At 67.1% G+C, this 17,853-nt stretch carries 18 protein-coding genes; 13 read left to right on the top strand and 5 right to left on the bottom strand.

Going from position 1 to position 17,853, the window contains the following annotated elements; genetic code table 11:
* Positions 1–122 precede the first annotated feature (122 nt).
* The 7 genes from KAQ61_RS02855 to bamC all read left to right on the top strand — a co-directional run bounded on the left by KAQ61_RS02855 (position 123) and on the right by bamC (position 7,371).
* Positions 123–1,316: an MFS transporter gene (locus tag KAQ61_RS02855; RefSeq protein ID WP_154164531.1), complete on the top strand. Its 1,194-nt coding sequence runs from the start codon at positions 123–125 to the stop codon at positions 1,314–1,316.
* 10 nt (positions 1,317–1,326) lie between these two features.
* Entirely contained in the window at positions 1,327–1,488 is a 162-nt protein-coding gene (locus tag KAQ61_RS02850) for a hypothetical protein (protein WP_183301493.1), read from the top strand.
* 42 nt (positions 1,489–1,530) lie between these two features.
* On the top strand, positions 1,531–2,337 hold the full coding sequence (locus KAQ61_RS02845; protein ID WP_210930425.1) for an SDR family oxidoreductase: 807 nt from the start codon (positions 1,531–1,533) through the stop codon (positions 2,335–2,337).
* 32 nt (positions 2,338–2,369) lie between these two features.
* Complete coding sequence (locus KAQ61_RS02840) at positions 2,370–2,930, top strand: class I SAM-dependent methyltransferase (protein ID WP_210930424.1); 561 nt, start codon at positions 2,370–2,372, stop codon at positions 2,928–2,930.
* 38 nt (positions 2,931–2,968) lie between these two features.
* Positions 2,969–5,083 (top strand): DUF7822 domain-containing protein, encoded by a 2,115-nt coding sequence (locus KAQ61_RS02835; protein WP_210930423.1) that lies wholly within the window; start codon positions 2,969–2,971, stop codon positions 5,081–5,083.
* 232 nt (positions 5,084–5,315) lie between these two features.
* Entirely contained in the window at positions 5,316–6,212 is an 897-nt protein-coding gene (dapA, locus tag KAQ61_RS02830; protein WP_210930422.1) for a 4-hydroxy-tetrahydrodipicolinate synthase, read from the top strand.
* Between the two features lie 49 nt (positions 6,213–6,261).
* Positions 6,262–7,371, top strand: a complete 1,110-nt coding sequence (gene bamC / locus KAQ61_RS02825) for an outer membrane protein assembly factor BamC (protein WP_042415552.1) — start codon at positions 6,262–6,264, stop codon at positions 7,369–7,371.
* A gap of 176 nt (positions 7,372–7,547) precedes the next feature.
* Here bamC and KAQ61_RS02820 read toward each other — a convergent pair whose 3' ends face one another.
* Both KAQ61_RS02820 and KAQ61_RS02815 read right to left on the bottom strand, forming a co-directional pair.
* On the bottom strand, positions 7,548–7,853 hold the full coding sequence (locus tag KAQ61_RS02820) for a hypothetical protein (protein WP_210930421.1): 306 nt from the start codon (positions 7,851–7,853) through the stop codon (positions 7,548–7,550).
* A gap of 160 nt (positions 7,854–8,013) precedes the next feature.
* Positions 8,014–9,141, bottom strand: a complete 1,128-nt coding sequence (locus KAQ61_RS02815) for a cupin domain-containing protein (RefSeq protein ID WP_210930420.1) — start codon at positions 9,139–9,141, stop codon at positions 8,014–8,016.
* Between the two features lie 211 nt (positions 9,142–9,352).
* Between KAQ61_RS02815 and KAQ61_RS02810 the strand changes: the two genes are divergently transcribed.
* Together KAQ61_RS02810 and KAQ61_RS02805 are read left to right on the top strand one after the other, a co-directional pair.
* Positions 9,353–10,804 (top strand): aldehyde dehydrogenase, encoded by a 1,452-nt coding sequence (locus KAQ61_RS02810; RefSeq protein ID WP_210930419.1) that lies wholly within the window; start codon positions 9,353–9,355, stop codon positions 10,802–10,804.
* A gap of 159 nt (positions 10,805–10,963) precedes the next feature.
* Entirely contained in the window at positions 10,964–11,488 is a 525-nt protein-coding gene (locus KAQ61_RS02805; RefSeq protein WP_042415402.1) for an FKBP-type peptidyl-prolyl cis-trans isomerase, read from the top strand.
* 5 nt (positions 11,489–11,493) lie between these two features.
* On the opposite strand, the gene KAQ61_RS02800 is transcribed toward KAQ61_RS02805, so the two are convergent.
* Both KAQ61_RS02800 and KAQ61_RS02795 read right to left on the bottom strand, forming a co-directional pair.
* Entirely contained in the window at positions 11,494–12,852 is a 1,359-nt protein-coding gene (locus KAQ61_RS02800) for a ferredoxin reductase family protein (RefSeq protein ID WP_210930418.1), read from the bottom strand.
* Positions 12,853–12,911: 59 nt separating this feature from the next.
* Positions 12,912–13,247, bottom strand: coding sequence for a PepSY domain-containing protein (locus KAQ61_RS02795; RefSeq protein WP_210930417.1), 336 nt, complete (start codon positions 13,245–13,247; stop codon positions 12,912–12,914).
* Positions 13,248–13,410: 163 nt separating this feature from the next.
* Here KAQ61_RS02795 and KAQ61_RS02790 point away from each other — a divergent pair, with 163 nt between their 5' ends.
* The 4 genes from KAQ61_RS02790 to KAQ61_RS02775 all read left to right on the top strand — a co-directional run bounded on the left by KAQ61_RS02790 (position 13,411) and on the right by KAQ61_RS02775 (position 16,998).
* Complete coding sequence (locus tag KAQ61_RS02790) at positions 13,411–13,770, top strand: PepSY domain-containing protein (protein WP_155895340.1); 360 nt, start codon at positions 13,411–13,413, stop codon at positions 13,768–13,770.
* Positions 13,770–14,441, top strand: coding sequence for a response regulator transcription factor (locus KAQ61_RS02785; protein ID WP_210930416.1), 672 nt, complete (start codon positions 13,770–13,772; stop codon positions 14,439–14,441). The genes KAQ61_RS02790 and KAQ61_RS02785 overlap by 1 nt, the downstream gene beginning before the upstream one ends.
* A gap of 71 nt (positions 14,442–14,512) precedes the next feature.
* Entirely contained in the window at positions 14,513–15,868 is a 1,356-nt protein-coding gene (locus tag KAQ61_RS02780) for a sensor histidine kinase (protein WP_210931671.1), read from the top strand.
* 164 nt (positions 15,869–16,032) lie between these two features.
* Entirely contained in the window at positions 16,033–16,998 is a 966-nt protein-coding gene (locus KAQ61_RS02775; protein ID WP_115597225.1) for an IS481 family transposase, read from the top strand.
* Positions 16,999–17,157: 159 nt separating this feature from the next.
* Here the strand turns inward: KAQ61_RS02775 and KAQ61_RS02770 are convergent, their stop codons facing one another.
* Positions 17,158–17,706, bottom strand: a complete 549-nt coding sequence (locus tag KAQ61_RS02770) for an outer membrane lipoprotein (RefSeq protein ID WP_210930415.1) — start codon at positions 17,704–17,706, stop codon at positions 17,158–17,160.
* Between the last annotated feature and the right edge of the window lie 147 nt (positions 17,707–17,853).

Below are 17,853 nucleotides of genomic sequence, written 5' to 3'. Positions count from 1 at the left end.
TCGTGCCATTTGAGGGCGGGAATATGCAATGCCTATCCCGCAGGTGGCAGCAGGTGCAGAAGCAATTCGCTACATTGCTTTCCATGCAAAACCAATCACAACAATCCACGCCGCGCCTGCCCATGCTCCAGGTGCTGCTGTGCGGGGGCATGGTCGTGACACTGGCCATGGGCATTCGGCATGGCTTCGGTCTGTGGCTGCTGCCCATCACCCAGGAAATGGGCTGGACGCGCGAGAGCTTCTCGCTGGCGATTGCCATCCAGAACCTGTCCTGGGGCGTGTTCGGCATCTTCGTGGGCATGATTGCCGACCGCATCGGCGCCTTCAAGGTGCTGATTGGCGGCGCCATCCTGTACGCGCTGGGGCTGGTGGGCATGGCGCTGTCGCCGACCACGCTGCTGTTCACCCTGACCACGGGGCTGATGATCGGGGCGGCACAGGCCGGCACCACCTATGCCGTGATCTACGGCGTGCTGGGGCGCCAGATTCCGGTGGAACGGCGCAGCTGGGCGATGGGTGTGACGGCCGCGGCCGGCTCGTTCGGCCAGTTCTTCATGGTGCCGGTGGAAGGCACGCTGATTGCCCAGTTCGGCTGGAGCAATGCGCTGCTGATCCTGGCGCTGATGGCGCTGATCATCGCCGTGCTGGCCTTCGGCCTGCGCGAGCCAGGCTTTGGCAAGGGCGCGGTGCTGCACCGCGAGCAGACGGTGGGCCAGGCCCTGAAGGAAGCCTGGACCAACCCCAGCTTCGTGCTGCTGCTGTCGGGCTATTTCGTCTGCGGCTTCCAGGTGATGTTCATCGGCGTGCACATGCCCAGCTACCTCAAGGACTTCGGCATGGCCCCACACGTGGCCAGCATCGGCCTGGCACTGGTGGGGCTGTTCAACATCTTCGGCACCTACCTGGCGGGCAACCTGGGCCAAAAGTACCCCATGCGCAAGCGCTACGTGCTGTCGGGCATCTACGGCCTGCGCTCGGTGGTGACGGTACTGTTCCTGCTGGCGCCGCTGTCGCCGTGGTCGGTCTATTGCTTCACCGCCGCCATGGGCTTTCTGTGGCTGTCCACGGTGCCGCTGACGAATGCCACCATCGCGCAGATCTTTGGCGTGCAGCACCTGTCAATGCTGGGCGGCTTCGTGTTCTTCAGCCACCAGATCGGCAGCTTCATGGGCGTGTGGCTGGGCGGCTACCTGTACGACCAGAACGGCAATTACGACATGGTCTGGTATGTGTCGATCGCCCTGGGCATTTTTGCGGCGCTGGTGAACCTGCCCATCCGCGAGGCCAGCCTGGTGCGCCGGCCGGCCTCCGCGTAAGATGGCCGGCATGACAAGCGCCGCCCCCTCCTCACTGCCCCTGGCGCTGCCCTGGTGGCAGCGCGCACTGATCTGGGCCTGCGTGCTGGCCGTGCTGCTGGGGGTGTTTGCCCTGTACACGCTGCCGGACTTCATGGTCACACTGGCCGGCTATATCTGGGCCTGCTTCTGAGCCTGGGCTCCCCGGCCCAGGGGGTGGGCCGGGAGTCGCCTTGTGCCCTGCTTTGTGATCACCGGTGCCTCGGAGGGCATCGGCGCTGAACTGGCCCGCCAGTTGGCCCACACCCACCAATCCCAAGTCCAACTGGTGCTGGCCGCCCGCACGGCGGCCAACCTGGCCAGCGTGGCCCAGGCCTGCCGCGAGGCCCAGGTGCTGGTGGTCCCCACCGACGTGTCCGACCCCGCGCAATGCCGCGCCCTGATCGACCAGGCCGTGCAGCAGTTTGGCGGCATCGACACCCTGATCAACAACGCCGGTGTCTCGGCCCATGCCCTGTTCTCGGACGTGCGCAGCGAAGACCTGCACTGGTACGAGAGCGTGATGCGCACCAACTTCTGGGGCAGCGTGTGGTGCACCCACGCGGCCCTGCCCCACCTGCAGGCACGGCGCGGGCGGATTGTGGCGGTGTCATCGCTGGCAGGCCTGCTGGGGGTGCCGGGGCGCACGGCCTACAGCGCCAGCAAGTTTGCGATGAACGGTTTTTTCGAGGCGCTGCGCGCGGAACTCAAGCCCCAGGGCGTCAGTGTCACCCTGGCCTACCCGGGCGTGGTGGACACCCGCATCCGCTACCACGGCTACAACGCCCGCGGGGAGGCCGCGGGCCGCAGCGGCCTGAAGGAAGACGGGGCGATGCCGGTGGCCGAGTGCGCGCGCCTCATCCTGGCGGGCATGCAGCACCGCCAGCGCGAGGTGGTGATGACCACTCGCGGCAAGCTGGGGCGCTGGCTCAAGCTGCTGGCGCCCGGCGTGGTCGAGCGCATGGTGCTGGCCGCACTGCAGGACGATGTGCAGCCGCGCTGAGCCCCGGCCAGGGCCGCGTATATTGGCGGCCTATGACTTGCTCTCCCCACGCGGCGGCCGTGACCGCTGCACCTTCCGCATGGGTCCAACGCTTTGCCCACCTGCTGCCCGCGGGCGCACAGGTGTTGGATCTGGCCTGTGGCAGCGGCCGCCATGCCCGCTGGCTGGCCGCCCAGGGCCATGCCGTGACCGGTGTGGACCGCGATGCGCACGCGCTGGCCGCGTTGCCCCCGGAGGTGGACACCCTGGTCGCCGACCTGGAAAACGCCCCCTGGCCCCTGCCGGACCGCCACTTTGACGCCGTGGTGGTGACGAACTACCTGTGGCGCCCGCTGTGGCCGCAGGTGCTGGCCAGCGTCCGGCCCGGAGGGGTGCTGCTGTACGAAACTTTTGCCCAGGGCAACGCCGCCTACGGCAAGCCTTCGCGCCCCGACTTCCTGCTGGCCCCCGGTGAACTGCTGCAGGTCTGCGCCGGCTGGACCGTCGTGGCCTACGAGCACGGTCTGCTGCGCCAGCCCGAGCGCGTGGTGCAGCGCGTGGCCGCCATCGCACCCGGCCTGACCGCATCGCCCCCCGTGGCGCTGTACGCCTGATTTTTTCCCGTTCTGGCGCCTTTTCCGCATTTGCCCCCATGCCCAATTACGCCCTGCTGCTGGCCCACGACGAACGCCCGACCGCCACCACCCTCTGGCCCACCGAACCCGGCCTCCCCGGCGCGGTCTGCGACGGCTGGGCCGAATGGTTCAACCACAGCCCGCTGCTGTTCAGCCTGCTGATGGGCGATGCCCGGCACTTGCCCGAGCCCGTGCCTTGCAGCCTTTACCAGGACGCGGACAGCCTGTCGGCCCTGGCCGCGCCCATGGCCCAGGTGCAGGCCCGCTGGGCATGGCTCAAGCACCTGCTGGGCGCCGCGCCCGGCAACTGGCCCGCCGCGCTCGCTCAGCAATGGCAGGCGATTGACCACACCATCACCACCAGCCGGCGCCAATGGCTGCTGCTGGACTGCGCCACGCTGTGCCCGCACGACCTGGGCACCCCCGAATTTGCCGCCTTCCTGCAGGCCCAGCGCAATCAATGCCTTTTATGGGATTGCAGCTCTTCCAGCCTGCCGCAAGCGCTACAAGCTTTGCAGCAACACCCGGACCACCAGCTGGGCTGGTGGAACCCCGCCGTGGTGGCACGCACCGCCACCATCGAGCGTGCCCACAGCGACGACTGGCCCAGCTGGCTGGCCGACGCCTACGAAGAGCGCTACTACGCGGCATGGGAAGAAGAGATCGACGCCTACGAGGTCATGCCCCGGCTGCACCCGCGCACCGGCCAGCCTTGCCGCACCGAGGACGAGCGCGAGCACTGGCCCGTCGGCCTGGTCACCCCCTATGGCCGCTGGCTGCTGTCGCCGGAGGCCGGCGCCCACAGCGCCTTCGCCAGTGGCGGCTGCATCAACCTGGGCTATCCGCCGCAGGCCCCTGGCCAGGATGAACGTTGCGGCATTCAGGATGCGAACGGCCTGTGGCTGGTGCACCCCGACCTGGGCCACCGCGAAGCCTGGGCGTTGACCCCGCAGCTGATGCAGTCGCGCACCGCGGAGGGTCACTACGCCCTGCACCGCCTGCCCGATCTGGCCTTGCTGCACAGCGGCCTGACGGCCATCGACCTGTTCCCCGACGACCAGTTGATCCGCGCACGCCGCAGCGACGACACCGTGATGGTGCTGGATGCCGCGGGCCAGCCCCTGTTCGACAGCCCCTATGAGCATGTGCTGAACTTCAACCCCAAGAACGGACTGGCCGTGGCCTTTCAGCGCCAGCGCCCGGGCGACCGCAGCAGCCCCCTGCTTGAAGGCGTGCTGCACCGCAGCGGCACGCTGCGCGTGCCCTGCGCGTTCGCCCAGATTGAGCGGGGCTTCAACGACTCGCCCCCCAAGGTCTTCCCCGGTGGCAAGCTGCTCGCCTACAGCCCCGAAGGCCAGCCGCACGTTTTCAACACCCAGGGCCAGTTGCTGAGCGCGCCGGACCTGTGGTGCCCGCCACTGGCCCGCACGGTCAAGAAAAACCTGCTGCTGGCCGGCGTTGGCAGCGGGCCCGAAGCCGCCATGGGCTGGTTCTCGCTCAAGGACTTCAGCTTCACCCCCACCGGGGAAACCTGGGGCGACATCACCCAGGTCTTACGCCAGGAGTTGACGGGCGGCACCGACATCGACGTGCGCGTGCTGCGCCGCAGCGACCTGGTCGATGCCGAAGACACGGACTGGATGCAGGACGTGGCACGCACCCTGTGCCTGGGCGATGCCGAGGCGGCCACCGCCCTGGTCGCCACCTGGCGCGCGGCGGTCGCGCAGCCGGACCCCGATGCCTTTGGCTGGGACACCGAGGACCCGGACTTCGACCCCGACCTGCTGGAGTTGTACGGCGAGGACAACGATCTGACGCTGTACTGGCAGCACCTGCTGGCCGTAGGGCCGCAATTCGCCCACCTGGACTGGAAGGACGCCGACGGTCTGGCCGGCAGCCGCTGGCTGCCCGGCGCCAACGGCTGGCACTGGGACACCAGCACCCAGGGCCACGGCATGGAGGACGGCTTTGACAGCCTGGCGCAGCACCTGGCGCCGCAGCAACTGGCCCTGGTGCGCCTGCGCACCAGCGACGACTCGCTGCGCTTTGTCGTGGTGCGGCAGCCCGATGCCGCGGACCTGCTGGACCGCCTGGCGCAAGCGGCCGTCGACGCCTGGGTCCACGAAGCGTGAAGCACCGTTGCCTGCAGCGGCCTCTTTTCCCACGGGGACATGGGCCGCGTTGGCGCATGCCCTCAGAGGCCAGCGTGCCACCAAACGGTCAACTGTTTTTCGCCAGGGCGTCAGAGATTTCCCTCAAAATAGCCACAAACAGCAGCGTACTCGTTGCCTCTGTGTCGAGCCTGTGTCCGCACCCCGAAAGCGGCTGGGTAGAATGCTTTTTTTCCCGTTTCACTTTGCGGACATGACCACTTCTTCCGTCGCCCTGCAGGGCAGCATCGTTGCCCTTGTCACACCCATGCACGCCGACGGTAGCGTCGACTACCCCAGCCTGCGCAAACTGATCGACTGGCACATCGCCGAAGGCACGAATTGCATCGGCGTGGTCGGCACCACGGGCGAATCTCCCACGGTCAACGTGGAGGAACACTGCGAAATCATTCGCGTGGCCGTCGAGCAAGCGGCGGGCCGCGTGCCCGTGATGGCCGGCTGCGGTGCCAACAGCACCCACGAGGCGATCGAGCTGGCCAAGTACGCCAAGAAGGTGGGCGCCGACAGCCAGCTGCAGGTCGTGCCCTACTACAACAAGCCGACCCAGGAAGGCCAGTACCAGCACTTCAAGGCGATTGCCGAAGCCGTGGGCGACCTGCCCATGATGCTGTACAACGTGCCCGGCCGCTCCGGGGCCGACATGCTGCACGATACCGTGCTGCGCCTGGCACAGATCGACAGCATCTTCGGCATCAAGGAAGCCACGGGCAACATCGAGCGCGCCCAATGGCTGATCCGCGATGTGCCCCAGGGCTTTGGCGTGTACTCCGGCGATGACCCGACCGCTGTGGCCCTGATGCTGTGCGGTGGCCACGGCAACGTGTCGGTCACCGCCAACGTGGCCCCACGCCTGATGAGCGAACTGTGCGCAGCCGCGCTGGCCGGCAACATCCAGCGCGCGATGGAAATTCAGTTCCAGCTCATGCCCCTGCACAAGCACCTGTTCGTGGAAGCCAACCCCATCTCCGTGAAATGGGCCGTGGCGCGCATGGGCCATTGCGGCGGCACGCTGCGCCTGCCCATGACCGAATTGTCGGCCGCCAACCAGCCTGTGGTAGAAACCGCGCTGCGCAACGCCGGTTTGATCTGACCGGTCCTGCCTTTTGCTTTTTGCATCACCCAAGGAATTCCGCGTGAAAGTGACACAACACACCGCCCGTTTGAGCCTGATCGGCTTGGCCGTCGCACTGTCTGCCTGCTCCGTCATTGAAGAGGGCAAGATCGACTACAAGAGCGCCAAGAAGGGCAGCACGCTGGAAGTGCCGCCCGACCTGACCCAGCTCACCAAAGACACCCGCTACACCGCCAGCCCCGACCGCTCGGTCTCGGCCGTGGCGCTGCAGGCCGGTCAGGCCCAGGTGCCGACCGTGGAGCGCGCGGCCCCGCTGCAAGTGGGCGACGTCGAAATCATGCGCGATGGCGACAAGCGCTGGCTGGTCGTGAACCGTCCCGTGGACCAGCTGTGGGAACCCACCCGCGAGTTCTGGCTGGACCATGGCTTCAACCTGGCGCAGGAAAAGTCCGATCTGGGCATCATCGAGACCGAATGGGCAGAGAACCGCGCCAAGCTGCCGCAGGACATCATCCGCTCCACGCTGGGCAAGGTGTTCGACTCCCTGTACTCCACCAGCGAGCGTGACCGCTTCCGCACCCGCCTGGAGCGCCGTGCCGACGGCAAGACCGAGATCTACATCACCCACCGCGGCATGGAAGAGGTCTACAGCAACACCAACAAGGACTCGACCATCTGGCAGCCCCGTCCGGCCGATCCCGAACTGGAAACCGAATTCCTGCGTCGCCTGATGATCAAGCTGGGCACCAGCGAAGAACAGTCGCGCGCCCTGGTGGCCTCCAACAAGGCCGTGGCCGCACAGCCCACGGCCGCTGCCCAGATCGCCACCGTCAACGGCCTGCCGGCCCTGCAACTGAGCGAGCCCTTCGATCGTGCCTGGCGCCGTGTGGGCGTGGCCCTGGACCGCACCGGCTTCACCGTGGAAGACCGTGACCGCAGCAAGGGCCTGTACTTTGTGCGCTACGTACCGCCCAGCGCCGACAGCACCGAGAAGAAGAAGGGCTGGTTCAGCGGTTGGTTCAGCAGCAAGCCCGAGAACAAGCCCGGCCAGTACCAGATCGCCGTGCGCACCGCGGGCGAGAAGACCCAGGTCACCGTGCTGGACGCCAAGGGCCAACCCGAAACCACCCAGGCGGCACAGCGCATCGTGCGCGTGATTGCCGACGACCTGAAGTAAGCACCACCGCCGCTGGCCCCCTGGTCAGCGCCACCGACGCCAGTCCTGCGACTGGCGTTTTTTTATGCGCTGCTCACACGCGCATCAAGCCTTACAAGGCGTAAAAAAACCCGCTGTGCACATGCGCAGCGGGTTTTTCATTCACGCCCCAGCGGAAACCCGCTGGAGGGAGCCAATTACTTGGCTTCGATGGCGGACTTGGCAGCGTCGGCAGCAGCAGCGTCAGCGGCAGGAGCGGCTGCGGGAGCAGCAGCGTCAGCAGCAGGAGCAGCGGCTTCAGCAGCAGGAGCGGCTGCGGGAGCAGCAGCGTCAGCAGCAGGAGCAGCGGCTTCAGCGGCGGGAGCAGCAGGTGCTTCAGCGGCAGGAGCGGGAGCTTCCACAGCAGGGGCTGCAGGAGCAGCCACGGGAGCCTCTTCCTTCTTGCCGCAAGCGACCAAAGCAGCAGAAGCGATCACGGTAGCCAAGATGAGAGAGTTTTTCATGTCAATACCTCTAGGGGTGTAAAAAGTTGGGGGCGGCGCAGCAGACTTGCCGCAATTCCTGCCACCAATGCCGATAGCCAGCATTGGCTTCCCCTGCACAACGGTCCAGTTACAAACTTGGTTTACAGCTTTGCGCACTAAATTTGTAACAAGAACCAAATCAGCCTTCGACGCTGTCGGCCCAGCCGGCATCGACCCAGGACGACAGCAGTTCCAGGGCATCGTCGCTGAACTGCTGCACCTCGCGGCGCGACAGCTGGCGCTCATCGGCCAGCTTGCGCATCAGCTGGGCGTCCTTGCCGCCGGCCAGATAGCTTTCGCCGTTGATGAAGATGTGCTTGGCGTCGTACAGCATGCGGGTACGGCGGTTCAGGCGCACGCCTTCGAGCATGCCGAAATCGTCCGCAGGCTCGAACCAGACATTCGGCTTGGGATCGCTCATGTACTCGCCCAGCGCGCGCTCCAGCGCCAGGGGTTCGGCCAGGGCCTTCTTCAGGGCCTCGCGCGCGAAATCGTACAGGTCGGCGGGGATCTCGGCAGGATGTGCCACAGCAGGCTGCTTGGGGTCCTTGTAGACCACGTCCTTGGGGCACTCGTCCGGGGCATCCGACATGCGCAGGAAGATTTCGCGCGCCATCTCGTCCTGCTTGGGCGAGCGGAAGCCGATCGAGTAGGTCATGCACTCGCCCTCGGCGATGCCGTCATGCGCCCACTTCGGGGGCAGGTACAGCATGTCGCCGGGCTCCAGCACGAACTCTTCCTCGGGCTCGAAGTTGGTCAGGATCTTCAACGGCACATCGGGCTGCAGCGAGAAGTCCTTCTGGCGGCCGATGCGCCAGCGGCGCTTGCCATGAGCCTGCAGCAGGAACACATCGTAGTTGTCGAAGTGCGGACCCACGCCACCCTGGTCAGTGGCGAAGCTGATCATCAGGTCGTCCATGCGCGCATCGGGCACAAAGCGGAACTGCTGCAGCAGCGCATGCGCCTGCTCGTTGTGCAGGTCCACGCCTTGCACCAAGGCCGTCCAGCCGGGCTTGCTCAACGCCGGCAGCTTGCGGCGCGGAAACGGGCCGTGCGAAAGCTTCCAGGCTCCACCACCCAACTGCTCGATCAGGCGCGCCTCCACGCCCTCTTCGCCCGCCAGCGCCAGCAGCTGTGCACGATTCAGGATGGGCTTGAAACCGGGGATCGCCTGGCGGATCAGCAACGGTTTCTTGTGCCAGTAGGTGCGCATGAATTTCTCGGGCGAGATACCGCCAAGCAGCGCGATGGGAAGTGTGGTGTCCATAGGAAAGAGCGGGCAACGATTCTGTAAAGCAGCCCCTATTGTCTTATGACCGGCCCCGCGGAGCTTGACCCAGCACAGCTCAACCATGCAGGTCCACCTGATAAGGACCGGCGCACCGGTGCCCCACCTGCACCGACCGTCGGGCAGGCGCATGGCTGTAGGCCAGCGCAGACCTTATGCTTGACAGCCTCTCCCGCAAAGGATTTGCCCCATGCTCCAACCCAGCTTGCTGATGGGCGGTCAGGCCGCCACAGCCACCGGCGGCGCCAGCTTTGACCGCCACAACCCACTCGATGGCCAGGTGGCCACGCGCGCACCGGCCGCCACGCCGGACGATGCTCGGGTGGCCGTCGATGCCGCAGCCCAGGCCTTCCCCGCCTGGGCTGCCATCGGTCCGGGGGAGCGCCGTGCCCTGCTGATGCGGGCCTCGCAGGCCCTTGCGGCCAAGGGCGAGGCCCTCGCGGCCGCGATGGCGGCGGAAACCGGGGCTTCCGGCCTTTGGGCCGGCTTCAACGTGCATCTGGCGGCCGACATGCTGCTGGAAGCCGCGGCACTGACCACGCAGATCAGCGGACAGATCATCCCCTCCAACATTCCGGGCAGCGTGGCCATGGCCGTGCGCCAGCCCGCAGGCGTGGTGCTGGGGATTGCGCCATGGAATGCCCCGGTCATCCTGGCCGTGCGCGCGATTGCCACCCCCCTGGCCTGCGGCAACACCGTGGTGCTCAAGGGTTCGGAGCTGTGCCCCGCCACGCACGGGCTGGTGATTGAAGCCCTGCAGGATGCCGGCCTGCCAGCCGGTGTGGTGAATTTCGTGACCAACGCCCCGGCGGATGCCACAGCCGTGGTCGAGGCCATGATCGCCCACCCGGCCGTACGCCGCGTCAACTTCACCGGCTCCACGCGCGTGGGCCGCATCATCGGCCAGACTGCGGCCCGGCACCTCAAGCCCGCGATCCTGGAGCTGGGCGGCAAGGCCCCCTTCATCGTACTGGACGATGCCGACATCCCGGCGGCCGTGGCGGGCTGCACCTTTGGCGCCTTTGCCAATTCGGGGCAGATCTGCATGTCGACCGAACGCATCATCGTGGACGAGCAGATCGCCGACGACTTCGTGGCCCGGCTCACGGCCCACGCCCAGGCGCTGCCGCTGGGCGATCCGCGCCAGGGGCCGGTGGTGCTGGGGTCGGTGGTGGACATGCACACCGTGCACCGCGCGAATGCGCTGATCGACGATGCCCTGGCCAAGGGTGCCCGGCTGCTGTGCGGCGGCAAGGCCAGCAGCACGCTGATGCCCGCCACGCTGCTGGACCATGTGACGGCCGACATGGATATCTTCCGCGAAGAGACCTTTGCGCCGGTCAAGGCCATCGTGCGGGTGCACGGGGTCGAGCAGGCGATTGCCGTCGCCAATGACAACGAGTTTGGGCTGTCCTCGGCCGTCTACGGGCGCGACACGGCCCGCGCCTGGCAGGTCGCGGCACGCCTGGAAACCGGCATCTGCCACATCAACGGCCCGACGGTGCACGACGAAGCCCAGATGCCGTTCGGCGGCGTCAAGGCCTCGGGCTATGGCCGCTTTGGCGGCCAGGCCGGCATCGATGCCTTCACCGACACCCGCTGGATCACCATGCAGACCCGCGAACGCCACTACCCGTTCTGACGGGTGGCCCGGGACTGGCAATGCCCGGCACACAGCCAGACCTGGGCAGCCATGGGAAAATCCCGCCCAGTGCGCCGCCTGCGCGTCCCCCACGGGGTGCTGCGCAGCCGGCCGTTTTCTTTTTTCCTCTGCGGCACTGGCCGCACAAGGCTGCAACTCATGGACATCACCGAACAATGCGTGGTCGCGCTGACCTGGACCCTCAAAGACACCCTGGGCGATGAACTGGACGTGCTGGACGAGCCCGTGGAATTCCTCGTCGGCGGCGACGACCTGCTCAAGCGCATCGAAGAAGCCCTGCAAGGCCACACCGTGGGCGACACGCTGCAGCTGCACCTGGAGCCCGAGGACGCCTTTGGCGACTACATCGACACGCTGATCTTTCTGGAAAAGCGCGAACTATTCCCCCAGGAACTGGAAGAGGGCATGACCTTTGAAGGCAGTGCCCTGCCGCAAGGCTGCAACCCCGAGGCCCCCAAGGATGCGCTGTACACCATCACCGAGATCTACCCCGAGCATGTGGTGCTGGACGGCAACCACCCCCTGGCCGGGATTGCCCTGCGCATCGAGATCAAGGTCGAAGCCGTGCGCGAGGCCACGGAAGAAGAAGTTGGCCGCGGCAGTGCGGGCACGGGCTTCTTCCGCATCCAGCCCCAGGCGCCAGGCAGCGACCTGTTGCACTGACCCGGTCAGCGCATCTGGAACGCCTCCTGGTGCAGGCGCCAGCCACGCTGGCGATCGGCCGCCTGGCGCACCGCCTGCCCCAGTCCGGCGGGCCCGCACAGCCAGATGTCCAGGGCCGTACCATGCGGCACCAGGTGTTCGGGCCGCAGGCAGTCGCCCTGGGCCGCATCGTGCACCTGCAGGTGCACCGGGGGTTGCGCCTGCTCGCACAGCTGCCGCACCCGGGGTAGCACGGCATCCTGCGCCGCATTGCGGGTGCAGTAGTGCAGGTGCGCCGGTTGCAGCGCATCGGTCTGCGCTGCACCGGGCTGCCGCGCCTCCAGCAAGGCCAGAAACGGCGTCACCCCCACGCCCCCCGCGACCCAAACCTGGGTGCCCTGCCCGTCGAAATGCCCGTACGGCCCTTCAATGCGCACGGCCTGCCCCGGCTGCAGGGCCGCATGCAGGCTGCGCGTGTAGTCGCCCAGCGGCTTGATGACCAGGCGCAGCAGCGGGCGCCCATCGGGGGTGCTGCCGCAACTGCCCGGCGCACTGGCGATGGTGAAGGGGTGCGGCCCTTCCAGCCCCTCGAAGCTGGCAAACACGAACTGCCCGGGCTGGTGCCCCTGCCAGGTGGTCGGCATGGCGCACAGCACTTCCAGCGGATCCCGACCGGCCACCGGCCCCAGCAACTGCACCGCATGCACCTGCCCCCGATGGCTGTTGCGCCCACGGCCAATGCGCCCCGCCAGCGACCACAGGGCGGCGACACTGCCCACGCCCAGCAGCACCGCCATCAAGCCCCCCATGGGCAAGCGCCAGAACGACAGTGGCATCAACGCCAGCGTATGGAAGGCCAGCATCAGGTACAGCGCCGGCATCACGCGGTGCAGGCGGCGCCAGGGCCGATAGGGCAGCAGGCGCTGCCACAGCGTCAGGACCACCAAGGCCAGCAGGGCGTAGAAGGCCCACTCCCCCAGGTCCTTGGCGGTGCCGCGCCAATCCACGGCCCAGGCCAGGACGGCGTCGCGCGCCGGGCGCCCGGCGGCCCCCCAGACGTCCTTGATCAGCCCGCTGGATTCCTTGGCCCCCCAGTGCATGACCGCAGCCACAGCGGCGCCGATGCCGGCCCATTTGTGCAGGCGGTAGACCTGGTCCATGCCGCCCAGGGGCCATTCCATCCAGCGCTGGCGCAGCGACAGCAGCATGACCAGCGACATCATGCCGATGCTCCAGACGCCGCTGAGGTACAGCGCCTGCTGGCGCAACTGCCACCAGAACGTGGGCTCCGCCACGCCAGCGCCACCCACCCAGGGGGCCGCCACCGCCATCCACGCCAGGGTCAGCCCCAGCCACCACGCTCCGAAAGCGATCCGCACACGCATACATCCTCCTTGCTGGTTCCGATGCTACGCAGGGCGACCCCAGGCCGCCCCGCCCGTTCTCAATGCTTGACGCGGCTGCGCAGCACGGCGCCGGTGTTGCCATCCACGTCCAGCTTCACGCGTTCGCCCTGGGCGTTGCGGGCCTTGACTTCGTAGCGGCCATCGGACCACTCCACCTCGCGCAGATCGCGGTAGCCGGCGGCCTCCAGGCGGTCATACACCTGGCGGATGTTCAGCTGTGGCCCCGGGATGGTGGTCGCGGCCTGGGCGGCAGGGGCCGTGGGGGCAGCAGCTGGGGTGGAAGCGGTGGTCTGGGCGATGGCGCCGGCGGCCAGCCCCGCCAGCAAGGTGGCGGCGGCGAGACGGCGAACGGTGGCAAACTGCTGTGTGTACATGGTGAAGAACTCCTTGTGGGTGTGATGCAGGACCAGCACCGTGCTGGCCTGAAGTCATTCTTCAAAACCCGGGGTGAATGCATGCTGAAGCACCTGTTCATGTGCCATTCATCGCCCTGCCGGTATAAGTTGCGGGTGTTCACCTGCACGAGGAAGCATTGCCATGGTCACCCGCTCTTCACTGTCCCGCCTTCGCTGGCCCGCGCTGCTGGGCGCCTTTGCGCTGGGTGGTGCCCTATGGCTGGGCGCTGGACTGGACCTGCCACAGGCCCACTCCGACGAAAGCGACCACGAGCTGGCACGCCAGGCGCTGCAGCAGGGCAAGGTGCTGCCGCTGCGCACCGTGCTCGACCAGGTGGAGCGCCAGTACCAGGGACAGGTGCTGAAGGTGGAGTTCGAGCACGACGATGGCCGCTTCATCTACGAGATGCGGCTGCTGCACCCGAATGGCCAGCTGAGCAAGCTGAAGGTGGATGCCGTCGACGGCCGCGTGCTCAGCGTGCGCAGAAAGGGGCAGGACTGATGCGCATCCTGGTGGTGGAAGACGAACCCACGCTGTGCACCCAGCTGGCCCAGGCCATCGAGGCCGCCGGCCACACGGTGGAGACCGCCGCCGACGGCGCCACCGCGCGCTACCTGGGCGAGGTCGAGGATTTCGACGCCGTGGTGCTGGACCTGGGCCTGCCCGTGGTCGACGGCCTGAGCGTGCTGCGCCACTGGCGCACCCTGGGGCGCAGCATGCCAGTGCTGATCCTGACGGCGCGCAGCGCCTGGCACGAGAAGGTCACCGGCATGGATGCCGGGGCCGACGACTACCTGGCCAAGCCTTTTCACATGGAAGAGCTGCTGGCCCGGCTGCGCGCCCTGCTGCGCCGCCTGTCGCCGCACAGCAGCGCCGACTGGCAGTGCGGCAGCATCCGGCTGGACACGCGCCAGGCCACGGTTTCGGTCGATGGCCAACCGCTGGCGCTGACCAGCCACGAGTTCAAGCTGCTGTCGCTGCTGATGCAGCGCGTGGGCGAGGTGCTGTCGCGCACCGAGCTGTCGGAGCACCTGTACCCGCAGGACAGCGAGCGCGACTCCAACACCATCGAAGTCTTCGTGGGCCGCCTGCGCAAAAAGCTGCCACCCGGCAGCATCGAGACCGTGCGCGGCCTGGGCTACCGCCTGCTGCCCGTGGAAGGTGCGGCGTGAAGCTGCCACGCGCCCTGTCGCTGCGCCATGGCTCGCTGCGCAAGCGCCTGCTGCTGGGCACGCTGGCCTGGATGGCTCTGGCGATGGCCGTGGCGGGCTGGGGCCTGCGCGGCCTGTTCCAGGAACACGTCAACCAGCAGTTGCAAGGAGAGCTGGTGCGCCAGCTGGACCAGCTCAGCGCCAGCGTCAACCTGGATGCCGCGCAGCGGGTGGAAGTGCTGCCCATGGCCGGGGATGCACGCCTGAACGCCCCGCTTTCCGGCCTGTACTGGCAGGTGGACCTGCTGCCGGAGCAAGGCCCGGCCCAGTTGGGCGTGGTGCGCTCGCGCTCCCTGTGGGACCAGGTGCTACCCCTGCCGCGGGACACGGCCTTTCCCGGCACCGCGCGCAGCGGCCACGCCGTGCTGCAGCTGCGCGACAGCCAGAACCACCAACTGGTGGCCGTCAGCCGGCCGCTGCAACTGCCCGAGGCCGAAGCCCCCCTGCTGCGCCTGACCGTGGCGGCCGACCAGGCCCTGGTGGCAGAGCCGGTGCAGCGCTTCACCACCATGCTGCTGGCCGCCCTGGGCACGCTGGCGCTGGGCCTGGTGGTGGCCGTGGCCGTGCAGCTGCAGCTGGCCCTGCAACCGCTGGACCTGCTGCGCCAGCGCCTGGCCACGGTGCGCACCGGCGAAGCCACCCAGCTGGACGGCCAGTTCCCCGACGAGCTGCAGCCGCTGATCAATGAGTTCAACCATGTGCTGGGGGCGAATGCCGACATCGTGCAGCGCGCCCGCACCCAGGCCGGCAACCTGGCGCATGCGGTGCACACGCCGCTGAGCATCCTGGGCAACGCCGCCGCCCAGGACGACACGCCGCTGGCGCGCCTGGTGCAGGAGCAGGTGGCCACGGCGCAGCGCCAGGTGGACCACCACCTGGCCCGTGCCCGCGCGGCCGCCGCCATCCGCGCCACCGGCCTGCGCACACCGGTGCAGGGGCCGATGCAGGCCCTGCTGCGCACCATGCAGCGCCTGCACGCGGCGCGCTCGGTGCAGTTCGTGCAGGTGGACGAGGCCGCGCCGGCACTGGCCTTCCGCGGCGAGGCCCAGGACCTGTTCGAGATGCTGGGCAATCTACTGGACAACGCCGGCAAATGGGCGCGCAGCCAGGTGCAGCTGGGCGTGCAGCGCGACGGCGACTTGCTGTGCTTCACCGTGGACGACGACGGCCCCGGCATTCCTCCCGCCGAGCGCCAACGCATCTTCGAGCGGGGCGAGCGCCTGGATGAACAGCGCCCCGGCGCTGGCCTGGGCCTGGACATCGTGCGGGAGCTGGCCCAGACCTATGGTGGCTCGGTGCAGGCCGACAGCGCACCCCTGGGCGGGCTGCGCATGCGCCTGTGCCTGCCGGCCGTGGCCACGGAGGCCACACGGCCTGCGTCGCACTGAAGCCAGAAATTCAGCATGATTTTGGCTTACAGCGCTTGCTGGCTGTGCGTTAGCTGTCGGGTCCCGGACGATTGGCTGCTTAAAAACAAGCGTCCGTTGCTGCATGGCCGAGAGGTACTGCAAGCAGTTCTGGCAACATGGCAATCCCGTGCCAAGGAGTTGCCATGCTGATCAGCCTTCATAAGAACGCTACGACCACACCTGCCACCCGTTTGGCATTGCAGCAAGCCAGTGGTACTGATCGAGAGTTGGCGCAGCAATACGGCATTGGCATAGGGACCGTGCGTAAGTGGCGGGGCAGAACCACGGTGCATGACGCCAGCCACACGGCCCACCGCCTGCAAACGACTCTCAATGCAGGGCAGGAAGAGCTGGTTATTTATCTGCGCAGCCAGCTGCGGCTACCTCTGGATGACTTATTGGCGGTGGTGCGAGAGTTCATTGAGCCTGCCATGAGCCGCTCGGCGCTGGATCGCTTGCTGCGCAGACGAGGCCACTCCAGATTGCCCGTACAGCCCAAGCCTGAGGGCGAGCACAAACCCTTCAAGGCGTATGAGCCTGGCTATGTACATGTAGATGTGAAGTACCTGCCCCAGATGCACGATGAGGACAAGCGCCGCTATGTTTTTGTTGCCATCGATCGAGCTACACGCTGGGTGTTCATTGATATCAAGCAGCACAAGACGGCAGCATCCGCCAAAGCCTTCTTGGCTGCCGTACGCAAAGCTGCAGCGTTCAAGATCCACACCATCCTCACCGACAACGGCAAAGAGTTCACAGACCGATTGTTTGGAAGCCGCACACGTCAGCCCTCAGGCGAGCACGAATTCGACCAGTTATGCCAAGCATTGGGGATAGAGCATCGGCTGACCAAGCCAAAGACGCCACAAACCAACGGCATGGTTGAGCGCTTCAATGGCCGCCTGAGCCAGGTGCTGCGCTCGCATCACTTCAACAGCGCAGAGGATTTGGAGAAGACACTGCACAGGTTTGTCTGGCTGTACAACCACCACTTGCCACAAAAGGCACTGGGGCATGAAGCCCCAGTCCAAGCACTCAAAAAATGGAAGATGAAAGCACCTGATTTATTCGTCAAGAACGTGCGTAATCATCCGGGACCTGACAGTTAGCAGCTATGGATTCGAGAGTCCACTCCAACGGCAGATCCGCCGCCGGCAGGCCGAAGGTTTTCGGCCTGGGACGCGCACAGCCACTGCACTGGCTGCTCTATATTGTGAAAATGCAGTGCTGCGGACGCGGACCCACAGGCCCGTGCCAGTGGCACCGGATCAGCGGTAGATCTGATTGCCGTCCACGCGCACGTTGTCGCCGATGCGGAAAGGCGGTGGGTTGGGGTAGTCAAAGCTGCGCTGGCTGCCGTCCTGCAGCTGCACGGTCACGCGGTAGATGTCGCGCACGCTGCCCCCCATGTTGTTTTGCACCGCATTGCCGGCCAGCGCACCGCCGACCACGCCCGCAATCGTCGCCAGGTCGCGGCCCGTGCCTTTGCCGACCTGGCGCCCCAGCACCCCGCCGACCACACCGCCGACGATCGCCCCACCCGCACCAATGCCGCTGGAATCCTGCACGCGCACGGTCTCGATGTGGGCGATCTGGCCATAGGCCATCTGGCCGTACATGCCGCCGCCCTGCTGGACCGGGTAGCTGGTGGCGGGATAGGCCGGCACCGGGTAGCTGGTCACCGGCTGCGGGGCCGTGGGATAGGCCGTGCGGGGATAGCCATTGCCGGGCTGGCCGGGATAGCCGGCGCAGGCACTCAGCAACAACGCTACGCTGGCGACAGCGGCAAGACGGGGCCAATGGGAAAGAGGATGCATAAAAACTCCGGGTCACGTGGGCGGGACACGCGGGGCCGCAGAGCGGGCGGCTCGGCCCATGCCGGAGCCCCATGTGTTCGGAGTTTCAACGCAGCCACCCGCAGCCGGGACGACGGCCCTCACACTTGCTCACAAAAGAATGAGCGC

Origin of the sequence: Comamonas aquatica, assembly GCF_018064205.1 — a bacterium.
Taxonomy (GTDB): Bacteria; Pseudomonadota; Gammaproteobacteria; order Burkholderiales; family Burkholderiaceae_C; genus Comamonas; species Comamonas aquatica.
This window is presented reverse-complemented; position numbering and strand designations above follow the sequence as displayed.

Coding starts and splice junctions, on each gene's coding strand:
- KAQ61_RS02835 (WP_210930423.1), top strand. CDS start 2,969: ATGCCCAATTACGCCCTGCTGCTGGCCCACGACGAACGCCCGACCGCC.
- KAQ61_RS02795 (WP_210930417.1), bottom strand. CDS start 13,247: ATGTACACACAGCAGTTTGCCACCGTTCGCCGTCTCGCCGCCGCCACC.
- KAQ61_RS02775 (WP_115597225.1), top strand. CDS start 16,033: ATGCTGATCAGCCTTCATAAGAACGCTACGACCACACCTGCCACCCGT.
- KAQ61_RS02810 (WP_210930419.1), top strand. CDS start 9,353: ATGCTCCAACCCAGCTTGCTGATGGGCGGTCAGGCCGCCACAGCCACC.
- KAQ61_RS02780 (WP_210931671.1), top strand. CDS start 14,513: ATGGCTCTGGCGATGGCCGTGGCGGGCTGGGGCCTGCGCGGCCTGTTC.
- KAQ61_RS02805 (WP_042415402.1), top strand. CDS start 10,964: ATGGACATCACCGAACAATGCGTGGTCGCGCTGACCTGGACCCTCAAA.
- KAQ61_RS02800 (WP_210930418.1), bottom strand. CDS start 12,852: ATGCGTGTGCGGATCGCTTTCGGAGCGTGGTGGCTGGGGCTGACCCTG.
- KAQ61_RS02815 (WP_210930420.1), bottom strand. CDS start 9,141: ATGGACACCACACTTCCCATCGCGCTGCTTGGCGGTATCTCGCCCGAG.
- KAQ61_RS02840 (WP_210930424.1), top strand. CDS start 2,370: ATGACTTGCTCTCCCCACGCGGCGGCCGTGACCGCTGCACCTTCCGCA.
- KAQ61_RS02820 (WP_210930421.1), bottom strand. CDS start 7,853: ATGAAAAACTCTCTCATCTTGGCTACCGTGATCGCTTCTGCTGCTTTG.
- KAQ61_RS02790 (WP_155895340.1), top strand. CDS start 13,411: ATGGTCACCCGCTCTTCACTGTCCCGCCTTCGCTGGCCCGCGCTGCTG.
- KAQ61_RS02855 (WP_154164531.1), top strand. CDS start 123: ATGCTCCAGGTGCTGCTGTGCGGGGGCATGGTCGTGACACTGGCCATG.
- dapA (WP_210930422.1), top strand. CDS start 5,316: ATGACCACTTCTTCCGTCGCCCTGCAGGGCAGCATCGTTGCCCTTGTC.
- KAQ61_RS02850 (WP_183301493.1), top strand. CDS start 1,327: ATGACAAGCGCCGCCCCCTCCTCACTGCCCCTGGCGCTGCCCTGGTGG.
- KAQ61_RS02770 (WP_210930415.1), bottom strand. CDS start 17,706: ATGCATCCTCTTTCCCATTGGCCCCGTCTTGCCGCTGTCGCCAGCGTA.
- KAQ61_RS02785 (WP_210930416.1), top strand. CDS start 13,770: ATGCGCATCCTGGTGGTGGAAGACGAACCCACGCTGTGCACCCAGCTG.